Origin of the sequence: Microcoleus sp. w2-18bC1 (assembly GCF_036700365.1) — a bacterium.
Lineage (GTDB): Bacteria > Cyanobacteriota > Cyanobacteriia > Cyanobacteriales > Microcoleaceae > Microcoleus.
Map to the genome: position 1 here is coordinate 1 of NZ_JAUBOS010000072.1, position 21543 is coordinate 21543.

Genomic DNA, 21543 nt, shown 5'->3' on the forward strand with positions numbered 1-21543 from the left:
GAGCGCAATGCTCACAACTTCCCGCTTGATTTGGCTGCTGGTGAAACAACTCCCGTAGCTTTGGTTGCTCCTTCTATCAATGGCTAAGTTTTAGTCTGAGATTAACAAAAAGCGCTCCTAGAAATAGGGGCGCTTTTTGTTTGGGAAAAATATTTTTACTGCGGGGAGGCGAAGTATCGCAGCCGCCAGGGGAGTTATATCGAGCTTATTTGAGATTGCAATTCGCGGAGATAACAGTTCCCTCGCTTCTAGTAATTCCTGTTAGGCTGGATTGAATTCGGCTTCTGTTGGGAGACCCACTCATGATAAATTCAAGTTTCTTTAAACATCACAATACATTCATAATTTTCTAGATCGAGAAATCGGTCAACTTGCAAAGTTCCTATTTGTTCAAATCCCTGTTTTTGGTGAAACATTAGGGAACGAGTATTAGCTATTGGCTGGGTAACAATAAACAGCGAAATAAATGAATTTGGAAAAAATTGATAAATTTCTTTATACATAAATTGAGCAACACCTCTACCCATCCAATCTAACTTTGTTGCTACTCTTTCGAGATAAAAATGCCGATCGCTGGTGACTCTTTTCTTAAAAACCTCATCTTTCCAGATAATTTTATCCAAGATTTCATCAGATATTTTGGGTTGTGATATAGCCACAAATCCCACAATTTTCCCATCGGTTTTAGCGACAACAAAATATCTGCATGAATTATTTAAGCTTTGGACAATCTCATCTTCAGTAATTTGTGTTAGCAAAAAGCCGCGCTCGATCGACGTATTTTGACCGCGCGCATGAGAATTGTGAATATTGACGATCGCCTGTATGTCCTCTCCATCGCCTTCTCTAAAAGTTAGATATTCCATTGCATAGTGTGTAGGAACGCTGTCATACATTTGCGATTTTAACGCTCAGGTTTGTCTATTTTAACAGCTAGATATAGAGCGCATACGAGATTTAGTTTTGTAAATATTTTAGGGGCGATCGCCTTCGGACAATATCATGACTGTAGGTCTGTCTACACTTGTGGGCGATCGCAAATAACTTCCAGGTAGCCTGGTAGATACTGGAAAACTCTCAGAATATTTTGACTTTCTCTTGACAGGACATAAAATATGCAGTAATTTAAGAAAAAATTTGAGTAAGTAAGATGATTGACTATCAAGAGAACGAAAACTTGTCTTTTGAGGAATATTACGACTTCTTAAAAAGGAGCGATCTTGGTAGTCAGTATCCCAAAGAGCGTTTTGAAGAAAGGATAAGGAAGCTCTTGACTGCTCGCTCAGTTGCTGTTACGGCTAGGAATGATCAAGGGAAGCTCATCGGGGTAGCCTTTGGTATTACGGATTTTGTTTATTTCCTTTTTGTCACAGACTTAGGTGTGGACAGGTCCTATGCAAAACGAGGAATAGGAAGTGAATTATTGGTTCGCATCCGAGAGATGGTTGGTGGGGAAGATGATATTACGGTCGTTACAGTCGCACATGAAACCGCAATGGGTTTCTATGAGAAGTGTGGATATATATCTGAGGACTGTCTATTTTGGAAACCTTGCAAACTTTGGAGTGAATTTACAGTCATTTAGCTCAGCAAAGGATGAGAAAATCAATGCCGTCCCACAGTTGAGACAAAGGGAGAGTTTGTCCGGTAATTGCCTCATGGAAGCCTTGCTGAATCCCTTCTAGGACAGTTTCAATGGGGTCATTATCAGTATCGATGTCAGTGTCTTGACGAATTTCTTGTTGCAGTTCTTTGAATTTTCCTTTATAGATATCTTCCCATTTATCGGACTGCAAGAATTTAATGAAAGCTAAGACTTCTTGTTGTTGGTCTGGCGATAAGACCTTCACATTTTCCAAAATGGCTTGTTCGACGGTCATAATTATCCCTTTTTTTTGATTGCTATTCTACAATCTAGTAACAACATTATATCAAACGGGTGGCTTGACAGCAATTCAGGGGTGAGTTCAATTAGATTAGTTTGGGATACTCAGTTAGTTTATCCATTGCACTATTGCTTCTACTTACGCAGCAAAACTATTAACCAGTCTAACTGTAGGTCGATCTGCACTTGTGGGCGATCGCAAATAACTTCCAGGTAGTGTCGCAACTGCTACAGTGTTTCCCAACAGATCGAAAAACTCAACGCTATAACCTGTTTCTAGTCCTTCAACCTGATGCTGTTCTACAACCGTACCGATATCGCCGGCATAAAGTCCTTCTTCTGGAAAGTTGTACAGCAAGATGACATCTGAATAAAGTTCCATCGATACCGTTGATTTTCCCATAGTGCTGACTTTATAGAGGTAACTATGCCATATGATTAACCCAGGCTTAAGGCTTCTTGTCAATGATTCAATTTCAGTTATTGCTAGACAAACTGTAAAACAGTATTGTCAATTCAGCTCTGTTCACAGATTTCGTCAATTTTACATTTAATAGCGCTGTACGCTTCTTCCTTTGTTGGCAACCATTCTCCTAGGCTTGTTGAGGCTATATTGTCATCACTGTTAACTTTCCTGAAGTTCGGATAACTGTAACAGAGAGTATTTACTGCTAAAGCACTCCAATCTTGATCGATTGAATCCAGAGAAACTAGGATAGTCCAGCCACGATAATGCCCCATGTGATTTTCGCAGAATAATCCATTTTTTCCAACCTCATATAATAATTTATCTTCTGGCCAGATTTCGGGAGGCAATTCTTCATAGGTTTTTGTGCTAAGGGTAGAAGCCTGGTACTTGTTGAGAGCTTCTTCAGTTTCACCAATGCCCGACATACATCCTCGTTGATAAAGGAATCCATTCGGGATTCTCAATTGATAGCTGTGCGTTTGTGGGTCATAATTATGAATTGCTATTTCTTTCCCCTCAAAAAGCTTTCGATCTAAAGGATGTTTGGCAAATGGATTAAATAGAACATGGCAACCATCAAGCAATGTTTCTTGATAATTTGGTCTTTCTGCAACAAAACGTTCAACTCCTGTTTCCGTCTCAGATTCAATTGCTCTAGAACCATAGAATATGACTGGATATTTTCCTTCGCCAGCAAGGGCACGAACCTTGCAAATAGTTGCTCGATTATTAAAAATAATGGCGCTTACATCAGCCATATTTTCATTTGTAAATAAGCCTAAATCAATTTCTGAATTCGGTTTTTTCTGTACTTGGTATTTTCTAGACTCCCCTACAATAAGCAATTCTCCTTCCTGAGTCCCTGAAATTGTCAAAGGTTGGTCATAGGCGTAAAGAACGCGAATAATAGCTAGACAATCTTGAAGAAAAAAGAATGGCTGATCGAAGGGGCTAACGCATATTACAAATGGCTTATTTTGAACATGAGTTAGTTTTGAATATGATTTCTTGAATTTCTTAAATTTCTCAGTGACTGCTTGTAATAGTCGAAGCGTAGATAGCCTTAGAATATCATCCATTTCGGCTTCTTCGGGTCTAACCTGATCTTTATCCCATTCAGGACGATGACCTTGAGGGTGGTTTGCTGTAGTCGCTTCAGCAATAAATTCGCCATGAGGAGAAGTTAATACAAAATCAGGGGATGAATGAGATAGATCCACTGAACAGTTAAGCTCTTTAAAACAGGCAAAGAGATACAATTCCCAAAATGATGAGTTAAACGTTGTCTGAAACTCCTTGACAAATTTACCATCTCGATCAACAAAACCATCCGCCCAATTTTTCAAGACTTTACTTTCCGGGTCAAAGAATCCTGGTTTAGTGATAAAGCGAAAGTTAGGATGTTGAAGTTCTTGAGGTATGACAGGTGTGAAGAGATCCATAGTTCAAGAGTTAGATAAGATAATACAGGGAAACACGATAAATAATAGAGAGGTGACCAAGTGACAAAAGATCGCTTCAGCTACCAAACCGAAAAACTCTCACAAGCTCGCTCGGCGCTTATGGCACCACATCCTTGGGGCGAAGAAAAAAGTTTCGCCGAGGCGTTCGACTACTGCACACGTGCATTTAAGGATTTTGATGTAACACGAGTCAAGGACGAAAATGCCTATGGTTGGATCGAGACTATTAAGCGCCTCAAGGACACGACTAACGTGCAAGATCCGACCGACGAAGGTACATGGATTCACCGTGCGCGTGCTATGAGCTTAGAAGAAAAGCGCGAGTTCTCAGATGCTGTCGATGAGCTTGCAAGTTGGTTCAAGTGGGAATTTTTGTCTGATAGTTGAGTGCTTACGAATAAGAACCAGCCAACCTCCTAAAGCATCGAGACAACGGCACAACAACGACCTCGATCCGACCGCCTATAGCTCCGCTCGTTTTTATTACGCTTTCAATGGCGGGTGAGCTCGATCGTTAGGCTACGAGGTTAGTCGGTGAACAATTTGGTAATCGCTCGCTCGTGAGGAATAGGTAATTGATTGTTACTAACAGCCATTACCCATTCCTCATGCTAAACCCTAGCTGCCGCCAATCCGGGCGACATCGCGAGCATTTTCTTCAAACGCAGCCGTCAGCGCATCATCACCGCTTAAACCCGATGCGATCGCCCTTTCAATAGCCTGCAACACCCGCTTATAATCCCTTGGCATCACCTTCACAAACACCGGCACCATCGAGTCCCAATTTGCCAAAACCTTCGATGCCTTCGCACTTCCAGTCAAATCAAAGTGAGTCTGAATTAACTGCCGCAAATCGCTAATTTCCTCAACATCCTCCAATTTTTCCAAATCCACCATCGACATATTGCAGCGAGTAGCAAAATCCCCCGCCTCATCCAAAATGTAAGCAACACCGCCACTCATACCCGCTGCAAAATTGCGCCCGGTTTCACCCAAAACTACAACTTTGCCACCAGTCATGTACTCGCAACCGTGATCGCCCACACCTTCAACTACTGCATTCACGCCGGAGTTACGCACCCCAAAACGTTCGCCCGCCATCCCTCGGATGAAAACCTCGCCGGATGTTGCGCCGTAAAGCACTACGTTACCGACAATCACGTTTTCTTCCGCGACAAAGGTAGAAGCTGGCGACGGATACAAGATAATCTTGCCGCCGCTGAGCCCCTTGCCCAAATAGTCGTTAGCTTCGCCTTCGAGCTCCAGGGTGACACCCTTGGGCACGAATGCCCCAAAGCTTTGCCCAGCGCTGCCTTGGAAGTGCAGGTGTACCGTGTCATCCGGCAAACCTTCCCAGTTGCGTTTGGTGATTTCGTTGCCGAGAATTGTGCCGACAACGCGGTTGACATTGGTAATTGGCAGTTTGGCGTGGACTTTTTCGCCGTTTTCGATCGCGCCTTTGCACAAATCCAACAACACAGTCATATCCAGGGACTTTTCCAAACCGTGATCCTGCGCCATCTGACAGTAGCGCCCGACATCCGCGCCAACCTCCGGCTGATAAAGGATTTTCGAGAAATCCAAACCCTTAGCCTTCCAGTGTTCCACAGCTTGCTGAGGTTCCAAAACATCAGTCCGCCCCACCATTTCATTCAGCGTGCGGAAGCCCAACTGCGCCATAATTTCCCGGACTTCCTGCGCGATGAAAGTCATAAAGTTTACCGTGTGATCGGGGTCGCCGGTAAAGTTTTTCCGCAGCAGCGGGTCTTGCGTCGCTACGCCCACCGGGCAAGTGTTCAGGTGGCAAACGCGCATCATGATGCAGCCCAATGTCACCAGCGGCGCCGTCGCAAAACCGAATTCCTCAGCGCCAAGCAAGGCAGCAATTACTACATCGCGGCCGGTTTTCATTTGACCGTCAGTTTCCACGACAATCCGGCTGCGGAGATTGTTGAGCACCAAAGTTTGGTGAGTTTCCGCCAATCCCAATTCCCAAGGTAAACCGGCGTGTTTGATCGAAGTCTGCGGCGACGCGCCGGTTCCGCCGTCGTAGCCGGAAATCAACACGACATCGGCGTGGGCTTTCGCTACACCGGCCGCGATCGTCCCGACTCCAACTTCCGACACGAGTTTGACGCTAATCCGCGCTTCCCGGTTGGAATTTTTCAAGTCGTGAATCAATTCGGCCAAATCTTCGATCGAATAAATGTCGTGGTGAGGAGGAGGCGAAATCAATCCCACACCCGGAGTCGAGTTTCGCACCTTCGCAATCCACGGGTATACTTTTTTACCCGGCAACTGTCCGCCTTCACCGGGTTTCGCGCCTTGCGCCATCTTGATTTGCAGTTCCCGCGCTTGGGAAAGGTACAAGCTGGTAACGCCGAAACGCCCGGAAGCAACTTGTTTGATCGCGCTGTTTTTCGAGTCGCCCCGATCGTTCGTCCAAGTGTAGCGATCGGGATCTTCGCCGCCTTCACCGGTGTTCGATTTGCCACCAATGCGGTTCATCGCCACCGCTAAAGATTCGTGGGCTTCTTTAGAAATCGAACCATAACTCATCGCCCCGGTTTTAAAGCGTTTGAGAATAGATTCGATCGGCTCAACTTCCTCAATCGGTATCGATTCCCGCTGTTTGAATTGCAACAAACCGCGCAGGGTAAAATGCTGCTGGTTTTGTTCGTTTACCAGCCCAGAATACTGTTTGAAAAGCGTATAACTGCCCTCGCGCACCGACTGTTGCAGCGCGTGAATTGTCTGCGGACTAAACAAATGCGCCTCGCCTTCTTTCCGCCACTGATATTCGCCGCCAACATCGAGAGTATGTCCGCTGGATGGGCGATCGGGGAATGCGTGATTATGGCGCAAAATTGCTTCTTGGGCGATGACTTGGAGGCCTACGCCTTCAATCCGCGAGGCTGTCCAAGCAAAGTATTTATCGACTACGGATTTGTTCAAGCCGATCACCTCAAAAATCTGCGCGCCGCGATAACTTTGAATTGTGGAAATCCCAATTTTCGAGGCAACTTTCGTCACCCCTTTAGTTGCCGCTTTAACGTAGTTTTTGCAAGCTGTTTTGTACTCGACATTTAGCAGCAATCCTTCGCGGATCGAATCGGCGATCGTCTCAAACGCCAAATACGGATTAATCGCGCCGCAACCATATCCAATAAGTGTTGCAAAGTGATGCACTTCCCTCGGTTCGCCGGATTCGAGCACGAGTCCCGCCCGCGTGCGCGTACCTTTACGGATCAAGTGGTGGTGCAGGCCCGCAACTGCCAGCAGCGCCGGAATTGCGGCTTGGTCTGGACTGATACCCCGATCGCTCAAAATGAGGATATTCACCCCGGAGGCGATCGCGCTGTCTGCTGCTGCAAAAACCTCTTCTAACGCTTGTTCAAGACCTTTTACACCGCTTTTGGGGTCAAACAAAATCGGTACGGTGACGGACTTGAAATTGCCCTCATTTACGTGTTTGAGCTTAGCTAATTCTTCATTGCTGAGAATCGGCGTTTTCAGTTCAATCAAATGACAGCTTTCGGGTTCTGGTTTGAGCAAATTGCGTTCAGCGCCGATCGTAGTTTCGGCAGAAGTTACAATTTCTTCGCGGATAGAATCGATCGGCGGATTGGTAACTTGAGCAAACAACTGCTGGAAGTATTCATAAAGCAGTTTTGGTCGATTAGAAAGCACCGCCAGCGGCGTATCCGCACCCATCGCGCCGACAGCTTCCACACCATCTTTTGCCATCGGTGCTAACAGCAACCGCAGTTCTTCAAAGGTGTAGCCAAAGGCCATTTGCCGCTGCAATAATGTTTCGGGATGAGGTTCTGCTACTGCCGGCGCATCTTTCAGTTTGGCGATTTCGACCATGTGCTGGTCGATCCACTGGCGGTAGGGGTGTTCTGTAGCGATTTTGGTTTTAATTTCCTCGTCAGAGACGATGCGGCCTTCCTCGGTATTTACCAGGAACATCCGCCCCGGTTGCAAGCGACCTTTTGATACAATTCGTTCTGGGGCGATCGGCAAAACTCCGGCTTCCGATGCCATAATTACCAAGTCGTCTTTGGTAACGCAGTAGCGGGAAGGGCGCAAACCGTTGCGATCGAGCACGGCCCCGATCGAAGTACCATCGGTAAATGCGATCGAAGCTGGGCCGTCCCAAGGTTCCATCAAGCAAGAATGGTATTCGTAGAAAGCTTTTTTCTCGTCACTCATCGACTCGTGGGCTGTCCAAGGTTCGGGAATCATCATCATTACAGCGTGTGGCAAAGAACGCCCAGCCAAAGTCAGCAATTCCAAAGCATTGTCAAAAATCGTCGAGTCGCTGCCTTCGATATTGATTAAATTGGGGATTTTCTTTAAGTCATCGCCGAATAGTTCCGACTCGAACAGCGATTGCCGCGCGTGCATCCAGTTAATGTTGCCACGCATCGTGTTAATTTCGCCGTTGTGGGCGATGTAGCGGTAAGGGTGCGATCGTTCCCAACTCGGAAAAGTATTCGTGCTGAAGCGCGAGTGAACCAGGGCTAGAGCGCTTTCCATGTCGGGGTCGTGCAGGTCGGGATAGTAATCGCCGACTTGCACGGGCATTAACATTCCTTTGTAGACGATCGTCCGACAGGAGAGAGTGGAATTGTACCAGTAGGGGTCTGTGTTAGTCCTGCGGATGGCATTGTGAGCACGCTTGCGGATGACGTACAGTTTCCGCTCGAAAGCCGCCTCATCGATACCTGCGGCCCGCCGGAGGAACACTTGCTGCATGAAGGGTTCGCTAGATTTGGCGGTGTCGCCGAGGGACGAGTTGTCCGTGGGAACATCGCGCCAGCCCAGCACTTCTTGGCCTTCTTCTGCGGCGATTTCCTCAAAAATGCGTTTGCCGTTTTCGCGTTCAGTTTGATTTGGCGACGAGTAAATCGCGCCAACGCCGTACTCGCCGGCTTCGGGAAGTTCGATGTTGAGGCCCGCCGTTACTTTCTTGAGAAACTTGTGGGGCACCTGCATCAAAATCCCCGCCCCGTCTCCGGTGTTGGGTTCGCAGCCGCACGCGCCTCGGTGGTCGAGGTTCAATAGGATTGTCAGTGCCTGCTCGACAATTTCGTGGGATTTGTTACCCTTCATGTGTACGATGAATCCGACTCCGCAAGCGTCGTGCTCGAACTGCGGATCGTACAAGCCTTGTTTTTGTGGCAGTCCGTTGCTGTTCATTTTGATGTGTCTCTCAAAGTGGTGAAAAGATGTTGATCTAGAGTAGAGGGTGGGATGCCGATCGATCTAGTATCATGTATTATATGTGGATCTACTCAATTAGGTAGAGTTACCAAAAAATCCCAGCTTTTTATATTCGAGTAAAAAAATAGTTAAAGCCGATCACTTAACTATGGAACCCGGAGGTCTAAATATTTATGCTTAAAGACTCTTCAATTATGTGAATTATTAAACCGCAGAGGCCGCAGAGAGCGCAGAGGAACAGAGATGAGTAATTCCGATACCAACTCACATCTTGCACTATTGTTAATAAGCTTTTCAAGGGCGGGCAAGATGCCTGTTCCACAAAATTTACTCTCTGTGGAACAGGCCGGAAAGCCTGTTCTTGAGAAATGAGTTTATAGCATTGTTAATGCGACTGTATCCTCAGCGTCTGGGTGACATTCTCCACCAGCATTTTGCCTTCTCATCCGCGATGAACCTTTCTGAAAAATTGCAAAAAGTCGATCGACTCAAAGCCTGGTTGGATAGCTTTCGTCCGCTTTCTCCCACCCTGGTTGCAGAATTGAAAAAACTCTACGACGTTCGGTTTACTTATCACTGCTTCAGAGAACTTAGCCAAACTTATTCAAGTCTAACTATTCAACCAGGTTTCATCCCAGAGGGTCTCTAACCAGGTGCTAGAATTTTTGCAGCAGCAGTCTCAAGAGCTGGATTAGGATTAACCTTTAATCAATATTCAAGAACCAGCGCCCTTTCTATGAAGATTTGATGTAGATTGGCGCGATCGAGCGAATAACAGGTGACAACAGCTATGTTGGTTTTGCTATGGTTGTTAAGGCAGGTCGATCGGGCTGAGCACAACTCTTGCAAAACTCTAGAGTCGGCTAACCAATCCCCGCAGGTGGGCTTCGGTTTTAACTATAGATTAGTTAATCTCAAAAAATAACGTCGTTTACCAAAGGATTCAGCAAGGAATCCTCAAGGAGTGAAAATCATGGTTCAGATTCAAGAAATTTCTCAAGTATCTACCCTGCACGCACCTGCAGCATCCTACGGAATAGCCGCTACAGAATTGCGGCCTTGGGGCTCATTTACGACTCTAGAAGAAGGCCCAGGATATAAAATTAAGCGGATCGAAGTTAAGTCTGGACATCGCCTCAGCCTGCAAATGCACCACCACCGCAGCGAACACTGGATCGTGGTTTCTGGTACTGCAAAAGTTACTTGTGGCGAAACTGAACAAGTTCTGTTTACAAATCAGTCTACCTACGTTCCTCAGTGCATTTCTCACCGCCTGGAAAATCCGGGAGTTATCCCTCTGGTTTTAATTGAGGTGCAGAATGGCGAATATCTCGGAGAAGATGATATTATCCGCTTTCAAGACGATTATGCCCGTACAGAAAAGGCTAAGTAACTCAAGTTGCTAAAAATATAGGGGTAAGGTGCGCGGCCCGGCGCACCCTACATTCTCCGGGTAAGGTAGAGGGCGAGGCACATTCTACATTTTCAAAACTCAACATTACTTCCAAATTACCAATTACCAATTACTCATAATGATTCATCTGAGCAAAACAGCAGCAACAGAAGTAACGCGCCTCAAGTCGAAGCATCCAAACCCCAATGCTTTATTTCGTCTGGGCGTGGAATCGAGTGGCTGCTCCGGTTTGTCTTATACAATGGCATTTGACGATGCGCCAGCCCCAGAAGACGCTGTATGCGAGTCGGAGGGAATTTCCGTTGCGATCGACCCCCAGCACTTAAAATATCTCAATGAGCTCACATTGGATTATTCAGAAGACTTGATGGGCGGAGGTTTCCGATTTCACAATCCCAATGCCGCCCAAAGCTGTAGCTGCGGCAACTCCTTTTCTGCTAAGGAATAACCAACCTGTAGGGTGCGTCAGTTGCAGATAATTCTTCAATTCTAAAATAGATTGACGCACCTGACAAAATAAGCAATAACCAATATGATTTAGAGTGCGTCAGTTGCAGAAAATTATAAAAGTTTAAATTTAAAATCTAAAATCTAAAATCTAAAATCTAAAATCTAAAATCTAAAATCTAAAATCGTATGATGACACTTAAAGACTTAGAAAAAGTCCAAAAAACCTTCAAAGAAGCCGGTCAAGACTATCAAGTTGAACTAGAAAGCGGGAGAATTATCATTGTGGGCCCGTCAGACATTGTATCTAGCGAAATTGGCATTCGCTTGAGTGCCTTTCTCTTCGTTTGGGTGAATCCCCGCCGTTTGGGTCGAGTTTTTGACTCCGCAGGCGGCTTTATTTTACCTGATGCTAACCTTACAGCACCTGATGTTTCTTTTGTCCGAGCCGCACGTCTCAGGCAAAGTCCCCGTTATTTCGGAGAATTAGTCCCAGACTTCGTAGTAGAAATTAAATCACAGAGCGATCGCATTAAACCGCTAGAAAAAAAGATTAAGAATTTCCTAGAACTCGGAGCGCAAGTTGGAATTTTGATCGATCCAGATGAAGGAACTGTAACAGTTTATCGTCAGGAAGGTGAACCGATTGTGCTGGGAAATGAAGATATTTTGACTGTCCCCGAACTTTTTCCTGGCTGGGAATTGCCAATTTGTGAACTGTGGCCACCAATTTTTACTGAAGCAGAAACTCAAACTGAAGCCTAATAAAGTTTATGCAGGTTTTACATGGCCAGAAATGCGAAAAGCCTCTCTTCTCTTCCTCTGTGTCCTCTGCGCTCTCTGCGGTTAAATAATTCCTATGCAACCGTAAACGATATCAGTGCAATGGAAAAGCTTTCAATCAAGCTGGCGTACCGAGAATAATCCACTGCATTAACTGCTGCCACTCGGGAGATTGAGCTAATAAATCTGCATCGAATTCATTTCCCGCATCCTGGGAAAACTCGGCGAAAGCTTCCGCCCAATTAATTACTGTTTCCACAGGCAAATAAGGCGTATAATTCCAAGAACGCTGCAAAAACTCTACCATCTCAACAGCATGACCGGTGCGGTACAAATACCAAGCAATCCAAACTAAGGTACTGTACTTGATTTGCTTTTCCAACAAACGTATTTTGTCCGGCAACTCGGGGCGGGCAAAAAAATTGTCCATCACTGCGGCGAGGGATTTAGCCTGCGGTAAACCTTTGTACATGGCGCTTTGTTCGTGCTGGCGGTAGCAAACAGTTACTTGTTGCAACCACTCTGCTTCGCATCCCATTAAGGCTAAACGCAGCACTAAATCTGTATCTTCCGCCGGGGGAAATCGAGGATCAAATCCGCCGGCGCGCTCTAACCACTGACGGCGAAATACCATCGCACTGGGTAATACTGGTTTCCATCGCAGCCACATTTCTAAGTCTAATTTAGGGACATTTTGCCAGGGTTTGACATCTTTTAGCGGTTCGCCTATACTATTAACTAGACGCCAGCCGCTGTGAACTATTCCTAGATTTGGTCGCGCTGCAAATACAGCCATTTGTGCTGCTAATTTGTCGGGAAAAAAGTAGTCGTCAGCATCGAGAAAGGCGATAAATTCTCCTCGCGCTAGCTCGATGCCGTGATTTCTGGCAATCGAAACTCCTTGATTTTGTTGGTAAATGTAGCGAATTCGATCGCCATATTTCTCTAAAACTAATCTGGTATCGTCTCGGGAGCCGTCGTCTACTACAATAATTTCCCAGTTAGCATAGGTTTGGTGCAGAACGCTATCTACGGCTTGGCCGACGTAATCCGCGCAGTTGTAAGCCGGAATTACTACGCTCACCTGCGGAGTGCGATCGCTCGTAACATTACTCATAATTAATTATCTTAAATTCGATTGCGTCTTTATTTTACAATGAGCGTAGGGTGCGTCAGTTCCTGACGCACCCAGCAAGGGGTTCTTGTGTTCATTAATTTGGGGTCAAGAATTTGCCAAGGTAAGTTGGTGCGAGTTCAGTATATCTTGGGGGCGAATTGCTGAAGGGTAGCGATCGCCTTTTACCTTCAAATACTTGTCAGCTATTTCCAAAACCTGTTCGGGATTGGCTGGCTTCCTCAAAAAATCGGAAGCACCTGTCAATTTCGCTCGTGTGCGGTCAATTATACTGTCTTGACTGGTCAAAAACACGATCGGAGTTTCCCGAAAAGCAGGTGTCTTTCGCAAAAAATTGCACAAAGCAAAGCCACTTGTCTTCGGCATCACCACGTCCATAAAAATTAAAGCAGGCTTTTGTTTGGCGAGGAGGCCCACTCCCTGCATGGGGTCTTGAATTTTTAGGACTCGATAGCCCTCCGGCAATAAAATTTGCTCTAAAAATTCGCAAACTGTCGGACTGTCATCGATACAAGCAATCAAAGGGCGACCCGGCCCAGCAATAGCTGCGGCCAGGCGCCACTGTTCTATAGGCGACGGCAAGTCTGGTACTGTGCGGAAATTTACTAAACCCTGCTTGATGTAATTGACTAAAGCGCGAGTTGCCACTGTCACGCACTGCTTTTTCTTAAATGCAATATCCCAAAGAGTATTCTCGCCGTTGAATACGTTACCCAAAGCGATCAAAGAATTAGAACTAAATCGATTTTGCTGCAACTGAGCCGACGGTTTTAAAAGCGGTGCTTGTTCTGGATCTACCAGCCACAAACCCATTGCTTTCCACTTCTGCCAAATTTCTTCTGTACAACACAGAACTTTCTCTACTTCTGTTAAAGACAGCAGCAAAGAAGAGGTAATTGTAGAAAAATATTTCTGGGACGGACGCCACTCCCGGCGCAAACCCGATTGACCGATCAGAGCAAATAACACTTCGGAAAGGCTGGTGTGGACGATCGCCCTAGCTTGTTCCAGGCTCATTTCGCTGGCTGCTATCCCTCGCTGAAGCAGTTGATATTCCCACAGTTCTCCAGCATCGAGGTCTCTGAGATCCACTTGAAAGTTTCGACAGTGTTGCCCGATCGCCCTGTACCAGCGTCTAGCTCTGTGCGCTCCTCCCGTGGCATAAACCAAACTACCCTGAAAAAAGTAAAGTTGCCACTGTTGTTCCCCTTGCTCTAACACCAGTTTCCCCGTTGCTTGTTTCTGGCTGAGTACAGCCAGAGTATGGGACAACATTTTGTATCCGATTGCGGTAGCAGACATATCAACTCGCATCCCCTGTACTCTGTTTGTACCATTATATAGCTGCTGAGTTTTGAAAGATAACAGTAATTTTACTGAATTTAGGTTAAAAAACACCACTTATTGTGAGAATTTAACCCTCTTAGGGAGTGATTCCCCCCAGGAGTTTTAGCCATGAGGATGTAACGGCTATTTGCCCTATTAACTAATAACTAAAATCAGGATTCTAACTAATAATTAATTGCCCTCGCTATCTGTGGGAGGTACTGGATCGTAACCCCCTGGATGAAAAGGATGACAGCGCAAAATCCGCTTAACTGCCATTGAGCTGCCGCGGGCAGGCCCAAATCTCTCTATTGCTTCGATCGCGTATTGCGAACAAGTTGGCTGAAATCTACAGGCGTTAGGCAGGTAAGGAGAAATCCCCATTTTGTAGCCTCGGATTAATCCGATCAGCAATATTTTCACAATTTTTACCTCAGCGATTGATTAGATTAATAGGCAAATCTCGTCCCATACCGCTCTAAGCTAGGTGAATCGAGAGCATTCCTAGCGGTTAGAGTTCCGCTAACTTTTCCAGTACCAATTATACCTTTTTTCATTTTTATTTTAGATACTTAAATCACAATTTGAGGAGATAATATGGTACTTGTCTCTGAGTTGGCTACTTGACCGATACCTAAAAAATTACCGTCTCGATCGTACACCTGCAAGGGATAGGGAGGTTGGGGTATTGAGTTGTCGGGGGGATTGTTCCTACTTTCCTCATAGGGCCCGATCGGCGTTTCTGGAATGGGGAGGCGCTGACCTTGAAACCAGCGTTTGGTATATTCAGGAGAAAGGACGATCGCACCTAAATGTCCCAAAACCGCCGATGGCAAAATCGGGCAGAATTTATTCTCCTGCAATTGCAGTTCCAATTCTTCAAAACTGAGACTTTGGTCGATCGAAAAACCGCTACTTTCGGTGCGAGTCAAACAAGCCAAAGTACCGCCTGTATTCAACACCGCGCCCAAATCCCGCGCGATCGCCCGAATGTAAGTACCCGCCCCGCAGGCGATCGACAAATCCAATTCAGGAAAATCCCCCGATCGCCAATCCAAGATTTCCAGCCGAAAAACCTCGACATTCCTAGCAGCAACTTCTACAGTTTCCCCTTTTCTAGCTAACTCATAAAGGCGTTTTCCTCCCACCTGCACCGCACTAAAACTCGGTGGAAACTGCTCGATTTTTCCTATAAATTTTGGGAGTGCAGCTTGCACTTTTTCCAAACTCAACTCTGGCACCGGTCGAGAATGGATAATTTCTCCTTCTAAATCGTCAGTAGCAGTAGTTAAGCCAAACCGAATCGTGCCTCGGTAAGCTTTATTGTGTTGGAGATATTGCAGCAGTCTGGTTGCTTTGCCCAGGGCGATCGGTAAAACGCCAGTCACAGCAGGATCGAGGGTTCCTCCGTGTCCGACTCGCTTGAGTTTCAATAGTCGGCGCACTCGCCCCACGCAGTCGTGAGATGTCATGCCCGCAGGTTTGTTGAGATTGAGAAAACCGTCAGTAGTCATTAGGAAGTTCGGCAACGGATTTTGTAACGGATGTCACGGATGTCACGGATGTCACGGATTTCAGTCCGATGTCCGTCGGAAGTTCGGCAACGGATTTTGTAACGGATGTCATGGATGTAACGGATGTCAGGAAGAAGGAAGAAGTAAGCAGGAAAAAGGAAGATGAAAAGTTGGGAGATGGATTTCCTTCGATTGCGAAAGCTAACGTTACTTGCAACGCGAAAGCGGTTTTGAGTTAACAAGTTCAACATTGAAAACTTAAAACTACAAAGTACCCAATTCCCTATTATCAATTCGCAATTCCCAATTCCCCATTACCCATTAAAGAATAAAGTCTGCCTGACTGATAGAACCGCGGGCAACTCCGAATAAAGTAGCGAGAGTTTCCTTGGTGTTTGTAAGCTGAATAATTGTACTCGGCGAAGTTCCGGCCCCAGCGGAAATGGTGAGTTCGCCAAAAGTAAGGCCGGCAGTCAAGCGAATTTGATCGATACCATCAGTAAAGTCTGTAATCACATCACCATCTGCTAAACGCCCGATCGCAAAAGTATCGTTTCCGGTGCCGCCAGTTAAAGTATCTTGGCCGCGATCGCCCGATAAACAGTCATTGCCGATGCCACCAAACAGCGAGTCATCGCCAGCACCCCCAAAAAGCGAGTCATCGCCCGCGCCTCCCAACAAAGTATCGGTGTCTTGGTTGCCAAACAGCAAATCATTGCCATCGCCGCCCAGCATTGAGTCAGAACCTTTGCCACCGTAGAAAGTATCGTCGCCGGCGCCACCCAAAACGCTGTCGCGGCCCGCACCGCCGAACAGCAAATCATCGCCAACGTCCCCCAGCAGTGAGTCATCGCCGTCGCCGCCGTAGAGGGAATCGTCTGCGCCTAAGCCGAAAATGCTGTCAGGGCCACCCAAACCAAATATCAAGTTAGCGCCGGCACTACCTCTGAGGGAGTCGGGGCCGCTGGTGCCGCGAGTGCCACCAGGTGTCCCTCCGGGACTGGTACCGCCGCCGGTGGGGGTTGGGGTGGTGACGGGAATTGGTCGAATTGGCACTGCTGATGGCATGATTCTGAAGATGGGTAGAAATTTGCCATTCTAACTTAGCTTAAAACCGGAAGTTATAAGCTCGCCAACCGCCGAGATCAGAAATATCGATCGCATCCGCCACAGCATAAGGTTCGCACAAAAAGCCCTGCACCGTCGAGCCGTCCTCCAACACCAGCGTACCAATTCCCAAGGGCGGGGGAATTTTAGCGACAAATCCACCGAAAGCGGAGATCGACAACTCCCAAACTTCCACCTCGATCGCGCTACCGCCCTCTATCTGACGCACCAATCCCGGCTTGCCCAGAGCAGTACCCGTCAAAGCGTACAGCTTGTAAATCGGGATGGTACGGCAGGCGCGAACTAAAATTCCTCCGAGCTCGATTAGTTGATAATTCAGCGGCTCACCGCTCAAATGAGCGCCAACTACGGCTATTTTGACTCGTTCTTCTGAGGAAGGTTTGGCTGCGATAACGGGTTCCGGGAGGGTTGGCAGCGGCAGACCGGTTGCGCCCAAAGTTCCCCCCAAGCGATCGTGGAAAGCAGATCCCAGGCTGCAGAGCGAAAAATCGTGCCACGCAGGAGCCATCAGTGTCAATCCTGCGGGCAATCCGCTGCTTTGAAACCCGCTGGGAACTGCGATCGCGCACAAATCGAGCAAATTCGCAAAGTTCGTGTAGCGCCCAAGATTGGTGTTGAGGGCGATCGGCTCGGCTGCAACTTCTGCGACTGTATAAATCGTACCTGTCGTGGGTACCGCCAACACATCCATTGACTCCCACTGAATTTCTGCCTTCTGGCGGAGTTCTGCCAACCGGTACGACGCGCGGTAGGCAGAGACGGCATCGTAGCGTTTGCCGCCGCTGATAATTTCGTAGACGATCGGATCGATATCCTCTGGGTGCGCGTCGAGGAAATCGCCGATCGCGGCCAACCTTTCTGCTACCCAAGGCCCGCCGTAGAGCAGTTCGGCAGCATCTGCAAAGGGTTTGAAGTCAATAGGTGCGATCGTGCAGCCCAAAGATTGTAAGCGCGCGATCGCCTCCCGGTAGCGCTGTTCGGCTTCTGCATTCCCAAAAAATTCGAGTTCGCTGTCTGCGGGAACTCCCACCCGCAAGCGGGATAAATCCGGCAAAACTTTCGTTTCAGGGCGACGAGAAAACGCATCCTCAGCATCAAAACCGCTGGCTACTTGCAGCACGGAGGCCGCATCCGCACAGGTGAGAGCGAACACAGAAACGCAATCGAGCGATCGCACTGCCGGTAACAGGCCGCGAGTGCTGATCGATCCGCAACTTGGCTTCAGCCCGACAATGTTGGTAAAAGCAGCGGGAACCCGCCCTGAGCCTGCGGTATCGGTACCCAGAGCAAAACTCACCAATCCGGCCGAGACTGCTGCTGCGGAACCGGAACTCGATCCGCCCGGAATGTAGCGCCGATCGAACGGATTGCGGCAAACTCCATAGGGCGTGCGGGTTCCCACTAATCCTGTGGCAAACTGATCCATGTTTGTTTTGCCGATCGCGATCGCACCTGCAGCGCACAAACGCTCTACGACTGCGGACGATCGCGCTGGAGTGTGAGCAAACTGCGGACATCCCGCCGTAGTCGGAACGCCCGCCCAATCGAGATTATCTTTGATCGCAAAAGGTATTCCGTAGAGTGGTAGCTGCTGCGGATCTAGGTTTTCCAAAGCTTTGGCGCGTTCGAGGGTTTCCGCCAGCGGTGCTAAATAAATCCATACTGCCGGATCTGCATAGCGTTCGATCCGATCGTACACGCTCGCGATCGTATCTGCGGGCGCGATCGAGCCGGTGCGGTAGCGATCGAGCAGCGAATTAATGTCGAGACTCTGACTGTAGTTAAATTTTTCCATAATGCACGGTCAGTCGATTTTAGATTTTAGATTTTAGATTTTCGATTGAAGATTTGACTTCACAGGCTGTGTTTGGCGAGCGTTATTACTCACCGAAGAGTACCTTTCTCAAAAACAGGCAAGATGCCTGTTTCACAAAGAGTGTATTTCTTTCTTCTTGTGGGGTGGGCATCCTGCCCGCCCATAAAAGGCTTATTGAGAATGGTGGAACATCTCAGTTATTACAAATAGAAAATTAGTTTACCGCATTGTCGATCGTATTCGCATCCAGTTAGCGGGCGATCGAAGTATTTCTCAAGAAATCTTCAACCCTAGCCTTGCGGGTTTCGTCTTTGTGTGCAGCTAAACTTCGCGATTTCCAATCACCCTGTCTCATCCCGGTTTAATATTCCAAAAATTTTAATTAACAACTCCCAAAAAAACCATTTTTTGTAACATTTGACACATTTCCGCATCAATTTTGCTGTTACCGTTTGAAACGTAGCAATCTAGTAAGATTACAAGCTACAGTATGCTTACCTTTCAAAAAGCTAAGTGCATTGCTGTTACTAACAGTCTCGAATAACTCCTTGGGTTGCAAACAGGACTTATACAGACAAAAACCGAAAAATTTAACCGCTTCTAGGGTTCCGATTTGAATCAGTTTCTAACTCAGCTTAGACAGTTCAAGTGCTGGTCCGAGAGAAGCAGACTGGTTGTCCCAATATTTTAATGTTAGGGAAACACTAGCCAGTTACACGGCGGGATAAAAGCCCGGGAGAAACGCGATCGATCAGCAAGACTCGGTTCGTTAGCTCTCGGGCTTTATCCTTGTATATCAAGGGGGTTTGCGGAAGCTAAGGAAGCCAAAGAAGGTGCAAAAGCTCGATCAACATATTCACCTCTAACCAGCAACCAGAATCTGCTATGGATATCCGATATTGCTCCCCAAAAATAACGCGATCGCCCTTATCCTACTGCGCCTTATTTTTTATCACCTTGTTTTTCGCTGTCGGCTGCGTCAACCCGGCAATTTATATCAAAACCACGACTGAAAGCGAAGCAGCTTCTTCAGTAAGTGCTGATGCAGTTAGCCTCGGATTCAGCGCGTGGCCCGGCTGGTTTCCTTGGCAAATTGCCAAAGAGCAAAAGATATTTGAAGCCAACAAAGTTGCTGTAGACTTAAAATGGTTTGACGGCTACTTAGAATCGATCAGCACCCTCACAGCAGGACAGATAGATGCTAACAGCCAAACCCTCGGCGATACCGTAAACTCTATATCAGGCGGCGCCAACCAAGTAATTGTTTTAGTCAACGACAACTCAACGGGAAATGACAAAGTAATTGTCGCCGAAGGCATCAATTCCGTTGCCGATTTAAAAGGTAAAAAAGTTGCAGCCGAGGAAGGTACAGTCGATCACTTTTTATTGCTTTTAGGGCTAAGAAAAGCAGGTTTATCAGTGCAAGATATTCAATTTGTACCGCTGGAAACTGGCAAAGCTGCGGCGGCTTTCGTCGGAGGACAAGTGGATGCGGTGGCAGTTTTTGCGCCGTTTACCACACAGGCATTAAAACGATCGAACAGCAAGGAACTGTTTAGTTCAAAAGATTTTCCGGGGGCGATTTCCGACCATTTGGTATTCACCCGAAAGTTTATCGGTGAACACCCCGATCGAGTGCAAGCTCTGGTCAATTCCTGGTTTGCAACATTGGAATACATGAAAGCAAATAAAGAGAAATCTTACGAGATTCTAGCCAACCGCGCTGGAGTTAGCGTCGAGGAATACAAAGAATATGAAAATGGCACTAAGATATTTACGATCGAGGAAAACTTGAAAGCCTTTCAACCGGGAAACGACATGACATCATTGCAGTTTGCGGCGGCCGAAATGACTAAATTTCTCGTCGATGTAAATTTAGCAAAAACCCAACCAGATATCAGCACATTATTTGACGATCGTTTTATAAAAGCTTATGCCGAAGGTAAAAGCTAAAAGGCATCATTTAGGATTGTGCAGACACAAAAAAGCTTAATAAAAATACTTTTTATAATCCCCAAAATCTACTCCAATTACTCGACAAACTGTTCCGCAATTAAATCATGCCACCAAATCCCGATCCGCGATCGATCCAATCCCACCTCAAGCAAAAAAACCTAAATCCCACCGTTTTCTGGCGGATTGCGGAAGAGATACCACAACCCCTCAATATTGGGTTAACGGTAACATCAATCGCACTGCCGCTGCTGCTGTGGTGGCTAGTAACAACCTTCGCCAACGTAGACCCCAAATTTTTGCCTTCCCCCGGCAAAGTTTTAGAGGCATTTGGTCGGCTGTGGAACACTCGCGAACTTTTGAAAGACACAGTAGCGAGTTTGTGGCGGGTGGGAGTGGGCTTTCTGTTCGCCTTGGTTTTTTCCATACCAATTGGCGTGCTGATGGGCAGTTTTGCCAGTATTCGCGCCTTGCTGGAACCCATGTTCGGCTTGATGCGATATATGCCCGCACCAGCGTTCATTCCCTTGCTAATTCTCTACTTGGGAATCGGCGAAGAACCGAAAATAATGCTGATATTTATCGGCGTCTTTTTCTTCAATTCGCTGATGGTGATGGATACAGTCAAGTTTGTTCCAAAAGACTTGATCGAATCTACTTATATGTTGGGCGGTAATCGCTGGGAAATCCTAACCCAAGTTATTTTTCCTCACGTTTTGCCGGGAATTCTTGATGCTAGCCGCATCAACCTAGCTGCGGCTTGGCAATTGGTAATCGTCTCGGAATTGATTGCAGCAACCGAAGGCTTAGGCCGCCGGATTAGTGTCGCAGGTCGATTTCTCCGAACCGATGAAATTTTTGTGGGGCTGATTGTCATTGGGGCGATCGGACTGACTTTTGACTTGCTTTTTCAATATCTGCTGCGGGTTTCTTGTAAATGGTCAAGTCAGAAACAGTAAGCAGATGTTAAAAGGCAAAATT

General features: G+C 46.9%; 21 protein-coding genes and 1 riboswitch. Of the genes, 10 read left to right on the top strand and 11 right to left on the bottom strand.

Going from position 1 to position 21543, the window contains the following annotated elements; translation table 11 throughout:
• On the top strand, positions 1-87 hold an 87-nt coding region (locus QT979_RS24705; protein WP_333311975.1), incomplete at its 5' end, for a photosystem II protein D1.
• Between the two features lie 224 nt (positions 88-311).
• Here the strand turns inward: QT979_RS24705 and QT979_RS24710 are convergent.
• A complete protein-coding gene (locus tag QT979_RS24710) occupies positions 312-896 on the bottom strand; it encodes a GNAT family N-acetyltransferase (RefSeq protein WP_333217089.1) in 585 nt (194 codons plus the stop codon).
• Between the two features lie 254 nt (positions 897-1150).
• On the opposite strand from QT979_RS24710, the gene QT979_RS24715 reads away from it, so the two are divergent.
• Entirely contained in the window at positions 1151-1585 is a 435-nt protein-coding gene (locus QT979_RS24715) for a GNAT family N-acetyltransferase (RefSeq protein ID WP_333311961.1), read from the top strand.
• 1 nt (position 1586) lies between these two features.
• Here QT979_RS24715 and QT979_RS24720 read toward each other — a convergent pair whose 3' ends face one another.
• The 3 genes from QT979_RS24720 to QT979_RS24730 all read right to left on the bottom strand — a co-directional run bounded on the left by QT979_RS24720 (position 1587) and on the right by QT979_RS24730 (position 3796).
• Entirely contained in the window at positions 1587-1880 is a 294-nt protein-coding gene (locus QT979_RS24720; RefSeq protein ID WP_333311962.1) for a hypothetical protein, read from the bottom strand.
• A gap of 144 nt (positions 1881-2024) precedes the next feature.
• On the bottom strand, positions 2025-2288 hold the full coding sequence (locus tag QT979_RS24725; RefSeq protein WP_333311963.1) for a DUF4926 domain-containing protein: 264 nt from the start codon (positions 2286-2288) through the stop codon (positions 2025-2027).
• A gap of 113 nt (positions 2289-2401) precedes the next feature.
• A complete protein-coding gene (locus tag QT979_RS24730; protein WP_333311964.1) occupies positions 2402-3796 on the bottom strand; it encodes a hypothetical protein in 1395 nt (464 codons plus the stop codon).
• Positions 3797-3856: 60 nt separating this feature from the next.
• Here QT979_RS24730 and QT979_RS24735 point away from each other — a divergent pair, with 60 nt between their 5' ends.
• The gene (locus QT979_RS24735; protein WP_333311965.1) at positions 3857-4204 is read left to right on the top strand and encodes a hypothetical protein; all 348 of its coding nucleotides are present in this window, start codon (positions 3857-3859) and stop codon (positions 4202-4204) included.
• Between the two features lie 231 nt (positions 4205-4435).
• On the opposite strand, the gene gltB is transcribed toward QT979_RS24735, so the two are convergent.
• Complete coding sequence (gltB, locus tag QT979_RS24740) at positions 4436-9022, bottom strand: glutamate synthase large subunit (protein ID WP_333311966.1); 4587 nt, start codon at positions 9020-9022, stop codon at positions 4436-4438.
• Positions 9023-9434: 412 nt separating this feature from the next.
• Here gltB and QT979_RS24745 point away from each other — a divergent pair, with 412 nt between their 5' ends.
• The 4 genes from QT979_RS24745 (at position 9435) to QT979_RS24760 (ending at position 11672) form a co-directional block, all read left to right on the top strand.
• Positions 9435-9695, top strand: a complete 261-nt coding sequence (locus tag QT979_RS24745) for a hypothetical protein (protein ID WP_333214219.1) — start codon at positions 9435-9437, stop codon at positions 9693-9695.
• A gap of 324 nt (positions 9696-10019) precedes the next feature.
• Entirely contained in the window at positions 10020-10439 is a 420-nt protein-coding gene (locus QT979_RS24750) for a phosphomannose isomerase type II C-terminal cupin domain (RefSeq protein WP_333311967.1), read from the top strand.
• A 139-nt stretch (positions 10440-10578) separates the two neighbouring features.
• Positions 10579-10908, top strand: coding sequence for an iron-sulfur cluster assembly accessory protein (locus QT979_RS24755; RefSeq protein WP_333070615.1), 330 nt, complete (start codon positions 10579-10581; stop codon positions 10906-10908).
• Between the two features lie 191 nt (positions 10909-11099).
• Complete coding sequence (locus tag QT979_RS24760) at positions 11100-11672, top strand: Uma2 family endonuclease (RefSeq protein ID WP_333311976.1); 573 nt, start codon at positions 11100-11102, stop codon at positions 11670-11672.
• A gap of 136 nt (positions 11673-11808) precedes the next feature.
• Here the strand turns inward: QT979_RS24760 and QT979_RS24765 are convergent, their stop codons facing one another.
• From QT979_RS24765 to truB, 4 genes are all read right to left on the bottom strand, one after another.
• Positions 11809-12807: a glycosyltransferase gene (locus QT979_RS24765; protein ID WP_333311968.1), complete on the bottom strand. Its 999-nt coding sequence runs from the start codon at positions 12805-12807 to the stop codon at positions 11809-11811.
• Positions 12808-12912: 105 nt separating this feature from the next.
• Positions 12913-14127: a response regulator gene (locus QT979_RS24770; protein WP_333214213.1), complete on the bottom strand. Its 1215-nt coding sequence runs from the start codon at positions 14125-14127 to the stop codon at positions 12913-12915.
• A gap of 216 nt (positions 14128-14343) precedes the next feature.
• Positions 14344-14574 (bottom strand): membrane protein insertion efficiency factor YidD, encoded by a 231-nt coding sequence (gene yidD / locus QT979_RS24775; protein ID WP_190732478.1) that lies wholly within the window; start codon positions 14572-14574, stop codon positions 14344-14346.
• A 149-nt stretch (positions 14575-14723) separates the two neighbouring features.
• Positions 14724-15665 (bottom strand): tRNA pseudouridine(55) synthase TruB, encoded by a 942-nt coding sequence (gene truB / locus QT979_RS24780; RefSeq protein ID WP_333311969.1) that lies wholly within the window; start codon positions 15663-15665, stop codon positions 14724-14726.
• Positions 15666-15733: 68 nt separating this feature from the next.
• Between truB and QT979_RS24785 the strand changes: the two genes are divergently transcribed.
• The gene (locus QT979_RS24785) at positions 15734-15904 is read left to right on the top strand and encodes a hypothetical protein (protein WP_333214209.1); all 171 of its coding nucleotides are present in this window, start codon (positions 15734-15736) and stop codon (positions 15902-15904) included.
• 82 nt (positions 15905-15986) lie between these two features.
• Here QT979_RS24785 and QT979_RS24790 read toward each other — a convergent pair whose 3' ends face one another.
• Together QT979_RS24790 and atzF are read right to left on the bottom strand one after the other, a co-directional pair.
• Positions 15987-16733: a calcium-binding protein gene (locus tag QT979_RS24790; protein ID WP_333214208.1), complete on the bottom strand. Its 747-nt coding sequence runs from the start codon at positions 16731-16733 to the stop codon at positions 15987-15989.
• Between the two features lie 40 nt (positions 16734-16773).
• A complete protein-coding gene (gene atzF, locus QT979_RS24795) occupies positions 16774-18588 on the bottom strand; it encodes an allophanate hydrolase (protein WP_333311970.1) in 1815 nt (604 codons plus the stop codon).
• A gap of 610 nt (positions 18589-19198) precedes the next feature.
• Positions 19199-19350: riboswitch (guanidine-I (ykkC/yxkD leader) on the top strand.
• A gap of 144 nt (positions 19351-19494) precedes the next feature.
• Between atzF and QT979_RS24800 the strand changes: the two genes are divergently transcribed.
• Together QT979_RS24800 and QT979_RS24805 are read left to right on the top strand one after the other, a co-directional pair.
• Positions 19495-20562: an ABC transporter substrate-binding protein gene (locus QT979_RS24800; protein WP_333214204.1), complete on the top strand. Its 1068-nt coding sequence runs from the start codon at positions 19495-19497 to the stop codon at positions 20560-20562.
• Positions 20563-20669: 107 nt separating this feature from the next.
• Positions 20670-21521 (top strand): ABC transporter permease, encoded by an 852-nt coding sequence (locus QT979_RS24805; RefSeq protein WP_333252030.1) that lies wholly within the window; start codon positions 20670-20672, stop codon positions 21519-21521.
• Positions 21522-21543 lie beyond the last annotated feature (22 nt).

Excerpts from the sequence above, each read along its gene's own strand:
- QT979_RS24750 (WP_333311967.1), top strand. The coding sequence starts at position 10,020 with ATGGTTCAGATTCAAGAAATTTCTCAAGTATCTACCCTGCACGCACCT.
- QT979_RS24760 (WP_333311976.1), top strand. The coding sequence starts at position 11,100 with ATGACACTTAAAGACTTAGAAAAAGTCCAAAAAACCTTCAAAGAAGCC.
- QT979_RS24745 (WP_333214219.1), top strand. The coding sequence starts at position 9,435 with ATGCGACTGTATCCTCAGCGTCTGGGTGACATTCTCCACCAGCATTTT.
- QT979_RS24765 (WP_333311968.1), bottom strand. The coding sequence starts at position 12,807 with ATGAGTAATGTTACGAGCGATCGCACTCCGCAGGTGAGCGTAGTAATT.
- gltB (WP_333311966.1), bottom strand. The coding sequence starts at position 9,022 with ATGAACAGCAACGGACTGCCACAAAAACAAGGCTTGTACGATCCGCAG.
- atzF (WP_333311970.1), bottom strand. The coding sequence starts at position 18,588 with ATGGAAAAATTTAACTACAGTCAGAGTCTCGACATTAATTCGCTGCTC.
- QT979_RS24805 (WP_333252030.1), top strand. The coding sequence starts at position 20,670 with ATGCCACCAAATCCCGATCCGCGATCGATCCAATCCCACCTCAAGCAA.
- QT979_RS24725 (WP_333311963.1), bottom strand. The coding sequence starts at position 2,288 with ATGGGAAAATCAACGGTATCGATGGAACTTTATTCAGATGTCATCTTG.
- QT979_RS24800 (WP_333214204.1), top strand. The coding sequence starts at position 19,495 with ATGGATATCCGATATTGCTCCCCAAAAATAACGCGATCGCCCTTATCC.
- QT979_RS24790 (WP_333214208.1), bottom strand. The coding sequence starts at position 16,733 with ATGCCATCAGCAGTGCCAATTCGACCAATTCCCGTCACCACCCCAACC.
- QT979_RS24710 (WP_333217089.1), bottom strand. The coding sequence starts at position 896 with ATGTATGACAGCGTTCCTACACACTATGCAATGGAATATCTAACTTTT.
- QT979_RS24715 (WP_333311961.1), top strand. The coding sequence starts at position 1,151 with ATGATTGACTATCAAGAGAACGAAAACTTGTCTTTTGAGGAATATTAC.
- QT979_RS24755 (WP_333070615.1), top strand. The coding sequence starts at position 10,579 with ATGATTCATCTGAGCAAAACAGCAGCAACAGAAGTAACGCGCCTCAAG.
- QT979_RS24720 (WP_333311962.1), bottom strand. The coding sequence starts at position 1,880 with ATGACCGTCGAACAAGCCATTTTGGAAAATGTGAAGGTCTTATCGCCA.
- QT979_RS24770 (WP_333214213.1), bottom strand. The coding sequence starts at position 14,127 with ATGTCTGCTACCGCAATCGGATACAAAATGTTGTCCCATACTCTGGCT.
- QT979_RS24785 (WP_333214209.1), top strand. The coding sequence starts at position 15,734 with ATGTCCGTCGGAAGTTCGGCAACGGATTTTGTAACGGATGTCATGGAT.
- QT979_RS24730 (WP_333311964.1), bottom strand. The coding sequence starts at position 3,796 with ATGGATCTCTTCACACCTGTCATACCTCAAGAACTTCAACATCCTAAC.
- truB (WP_333311969.1), bottom strand. The coding sequence starts at position 15,665 with ATGACTACTGACGGTTTTCTCAATCTCAACAAACCTGCGGGCATGACA.